Genomic DNA, 4,454 nt, shown 5'->3' on the forward strand with positions numbered 1-4,454 from the left:
AAAAACAAAAGCATTGAACAGCAACATAAATATGGTATAATACTGATAAAGCGGCACAATCTGCCGCATTACTTAGACAGGAGTGAACCTAATGCGAATATTAGTAACAGGCGGCGCCGGATTTATCGGCAGTCATACATGTGTCGAGCTGTTAGACGCCGGATATGAAGTCGTAATAGTCGATAATCTCTGCAACAGCTCTTATGAGGCTGTCCGCCGAGTGGAAGAAATCACAGGCAAAAAGATTGCTTTTCATAATGTCGATCTTCTCGACCGTGAGGCGCTTGAAGAGATTTTCAAACAGTACAAATTTGACGCAGTCATCCATTTTGCGGGTCTTAAGGCTGTCGGCGAATCGGTTCAGATCCCGCTCAGATATTATCACAATAACATAACGGGAACGCTGATCCTGTGCGAACTGATGGGCAAATATAATGTTAAGAAGATTGTGTTCAGCTCATCCGCGACTGTTTACGGCATTCCGAAAACAGTTCCGATCAAAGAGGATTTTCCGCTTTCCACCACCAATCCGTATGGAAGCACTAAGCTGATGATAGAGCAGATTTTGCGTGATCTCTATGTTTCTGATAAAGAGTGGAGCGTTGTGCTGCTGCGCTATTTCAATCCTATCGGCGCTCATAAGAGCGGTCTTATCGGCGAAAACCCGAACGGTATTCCGAACAACCTCATGCCACGTGTTTGCGACGCTGCTCTCGGCAAGATGAAAGAGCTTACGGTCTGGGGCAACGATTATGATACAAAAGACGGAACAGGCGTGCGTGATTATATCCACGTCGTCGATCTTGCACTCGGACACCTTGCAGCTCTTAAAAAGATCGAAAAGGCTGACGGCGTTATGATTTATAACCTCGGCACTGGCACAGGATACAGCGTGCTTGATATAATCAACACGTTTGAAAAGGTCAATAACATTAAAGTGCCCCATTCATTCTATGCTCGCAGACCGGGCGATGTCGCACAGTGCTATTCCGATCCGGCAAAGGCGAAGGAAGAGCTGGGTTGGCAGGCTGAGCGCGGGCTTGAAGAAATGTGCGCAGATGCTTGGAATTTTATACAGAAGAATCCTAAGGGATACGAAGCATAAAGTCTCAAAATATAATAAAGCCTCCGATTGAAATAATCGGAGGCTTTTTCTTGCAATATGCGTCAGCGTATTCTTACGTGGACTTCACGAAGCTGTTCTTCTGTAACTTCGGAAGGAGCGCTCATCATAAGATCCTGAGCGTTTCCATTAAGCGGGAAGGCGATAACGTCACGGATAGTCTCCTCATTTGCGAGAAGCATTATCATACGATCGATTCCAGGCGCCATTCCAGCATGCGGCGGTGCGCCGAACTGGAACGCAGTGTATAAAGCGCCGAACTTCCTCTCTAAATCTTCTTCGTTGTATCCGGCGATTGCAAACGCTTTTTTCATGACCTCAGGTGAGTGGTTCCTCACAGCGCCGGAGGACAGCTCGACGCCGTTGCAGACGATGTCATACTGGTAAGCCAGAATATCGAGCGGGTCCATTGTTTCAAGGGCATTCAAGCCGCCCTGAGGCATTGAGAATGGGTTGTGGGTGAATTCGATCTTTTTGGTATCTGTGTTATACTCATACATCGGGAAGTCAACGATAAAGCAAAACTCGAAAGCGTCCTTATCGATAATCTCAAGGTTTTCGCCGAGCCACTCTCTAATCTGTCCCGCGAGTTTATTGACCATTTTAGGCCCGTCGCATATGAAGAAGAGCGTTTCGCCCTCTTTGATATTGCAGTCAGTTATGAGCTGCTGTTTCTGTTCTGGTGTAAGGAATTTTTCGATTGGCCCTTTGAATTCGCCCTCATTCAAGGTGATATAGCCAAGACCCTTCATCCCGATGCTGAACGCAAATTTGAGTGAATTTTCAAAGAAGCTTCTGGATTTTCCTGAACAGTCAGCAACGATGCCGCGGACAGGTTTGTTTTTAAATGCCCCGAATTCAACATTGGTAAAAAATTCGGACAGGTCGCAGATCGTCAGCGGATTGCGAAGGTCTGGTTTGTCGCTGCCATATTTCAACATAGATTCTTTAAAGGTGATACGCCTAAACGGGGCGGGGGAAACGCGTTTGTCAGAGAACTTCTTGAATGTATCATATAAAACTTTTTCAGCGACTTGTAAAACGTCTTCCTGCTCAGCAAACGCCATCTCAAAGTCGAGCTGGTAGAACTCGCCTGGCGAACGGTCGCCTCTGGCGTCTTCATCACGGAAGCAGGGCGCAACCTGAAAATATTTGTCAAAGCCGGACACCATCAGCATCTGCTTAAACTGCTGGGGAGCCTGGGGCAGAGCATAAAACTTGCCTTTATGCTTGCGGCTCGGAACAAGATAGTCTCGCGCACCTTCAGGGGAAGAAGCCGTAAGAATAGGAGTCTGGATTTCAAGAAAGCCGAGCTCCTCCATGCGTGACCTTAAAAATTTTATGACATTTGAGCGGAGAACGATGTTTTTGTGTATTGCCGGGTTTCTCAAATCGAGAAAACGGTATTTCAGGCGCACTTCCTCACGGGTCGAAATGGAATCACGTATCTCAAAGGGCAGAAAGTTTTTGCACTCTCCGAGTACAGTTATGCTGTCTGCGTGCATTTCGACAAGGCCTGTCTCTATCTTCGGATTGACGGTGTCCTCGTCTCTCTTTCTAACAATGCCGGTCGCTGAAATAACAGTTTCACGGCTGATGCCCTCAAGCATGGAATCGTCATGGAATACAACCTGCGTCACGCCGTTTTGATCACGAAGATCGAGAAACTTTACGCTGCCGTGGTCACGGATCGTATCAACCCAGCCGGCTAGGGTGATTTTTTGCCCTATGTGTTCTTCTCTGATTTCGTTGCAGTGGTGCGTCCTTAACATTACTTATCCTCCTAAAACAAAAAGTCCCGGAAATTATCATAAATAATAATTTCCGGGACGAGCATTTATCAGCCCGCGGTGCCACCCGCATTGACGCGGAAAACCCGCATCCACTTTAATATTAAATTTCCGGTATCATTGAAGTGTTCCCAAGCTTACTACTCTTCCGATCCGCGTTCTCAGTCAGTGACGCTAACTCCCTGTCGGAATTTCCAAAAAAGCTGAGTCTTCAAAAATAAATTATATTCCATAAAAAATTTACAGTCAATCTATTATTTGAATTTTCTCTCTAATGATACAATTTTATACTCGAATTTATTTATTTTAGTTCAGAAACCCAAAGACCGTGGAGGTTGCAGTATGCATAAACGGTGACAGGCCCCTCGTCTATGCAAAAATCAGCTTTTGGCTCGCCGTTTACATCGAGTGCCACACGCTGTGTACGATTTTTCTGAGCCACCGCTATCCATGCAATATGATGTTCCGGTGTCATCGGATGGGGGAGAGAGCCGACTTCAACATGAAGTTTTCCGTTTTCAACGCTTAATACCGGAAGGTGTTTTTCCTTTGAAGCGTCAACCGTGTTAGGCATCAGGCGCTTCATCTTTTCTCCACAGCAAACCACGCTGACTCCCGCGTCTTCAATCAATCCCACAATGTTCCCGCAATGCTCGCATTTTAAAAAGATTCTCTCATTTTCCATGTTGTCTGCCTCCTTAGATATAGAAATTTAAGCACATTATAGCATAATGCTCATAGAAGTCAAAAGAAAAATTGTTAAAAATATTGAAAATATTACTTACTGCTTATATAATCAGTTTTGTTTAAGTAAAGTATGGGGTTATAATATGTTAAATAAAATATTTACGCTTATGCTAAACCCGGCAATAGACGTCACCGCCTGCTGTGACGCTTTTGAAATGGGAAAAGAAAACCGTGTGATAACTGAAAATATTGACGCAGGCGGCAAAGCTGTAAACGTTTCGCGTGTGCTGAGACGATTTGATATCGACGCTCCGTCAGTCATCCTTTTAGGCGCCGACAACGCTGATCAGTATTTGAACAAGCTGAAAGAAGAAAATATAAGCACGGCTGTTATAAAAGTTCCCGGCAGGATACGTGAAAACATCAGTATACTCACGCCGGACGGGAAGATAACTAGGCTTATTCGAAAAGGGTTCACGGTATCAAAAAGTAGCCTCGAAATTGTTAAAACGGAAATCGTGAAACGCTGCGGCAAGGATACCTGCTGTGTAATATCCGGCAGTCTTCCGTCAGGAATGGTCGAGGAAGAACTTGAAGACATATGTCTTGAAATCAAAAAAACAGGTGCGCTGATTGCGCTCGACACCCGGGTAATAAAAAAAGAACGGCTTTTGAATATCAAGCCGTTTATAATTAAGCCTAACGACGAGGAATTTGCAGAGCTCACAGGCGCAGATGCCGAAAATATCGGGGACATGAAAGCAAAGGCTTTGGAACTTATAAAATCAGGTATAAGTAATGTGATTTTAAGTTTGGGCACAAGGGGCATGATGTATTTAAGCGAGGGTGGCGCT

Annotated in this window: 4 protein-coding genes; 2 read left to right on the forward strand and 2 right to left on the reverse strand. The window is 45.0% G+C overall.

Going from position 1 to position 4,454, the window contains the following annotated elements:
* Positions 1–91: 91 nt before the first annotated feature.
* Positions 92–1,105, forward strand: a complete 1,014-nt coding sequence (gene galE, locus Q8865_11025; GenBank protein ID MDP4153950.1) for a UDP-glucose 4-epimerase GalE — start codon at positions 92–94, stop codon at positions 1,103–1,105.
* 62 nt (positions 1,106–1,167) lie between these two features.
* Here galE and aspS read toward each other — a convergent pair whose 3' ends face one another.
* Positions 1,168–2,895, reverse strand: a complete 1,728-nt coding sequence (gene aspS, locus Q8865_11030) for an aspartate--tRNA ligase (GenBank protein MDP4153951.1) — start codon at positions 2,893–2,895, stop codon at positions 1,168–1,170.
* A 319-nt stretch (positions 2,896–3,214) separates the two neighbouring features.
* The gene (locus tag Q8865_11035; GenBank protein ID MDP4153952.1) at positions 3,215–3,598 is read right to left on the reverse strand and encodes a desulfoferrodoxin family protein; all 384 of its coding nucleotides are present in this window, start codon (positions 3,596–3,598) and stop codon (positions 3,215–3,217) included.
* Between the two features lie 145 nt (positions 3,599–3,743).
* On the opposite strand from Q8865_11035, the gene Q8865_11040 reads away from it, so the two are divergent.
* The coding region (locus Q8865_11040) for a PfkB family carbohydrate kinase (GenBank protein MDP4153953.1) at positions 3,744–4,454 on the forward strand (711 nt) is incomplete at its 3' end.

Source organism: Bacillota bacterium, assembly GCA_030705925.1.
Classification (GTDB): Bacteria; Bacillota; Clostridia; order Oscillospirales; family Feifaniaceae; genus JAUZPM01.

Excerpts from the sequence above, each read along its gene's own strand:
- aspS (MDP4153951.1), bottom strand. The coding sequence starts at position 2,895 with ATGTTAAGGACGCACCACTGCAACGAAATCAGAGAAGAACACATAGGG.
- Q8865_11035 (MDP4153952.1), bottom strand. The coding sequence starts at position 3,598 with ATGGAAAATGAGAGAATCTTTTTAAAATGCGAGCATTGCGGGAACATT.
- galE (MDP4153950.1), top strand. The coding sequence starts at position 92 with ATGCGAATATTAGTAACAGGCGGCGCCGGATTTATCGGCAGTCATACA.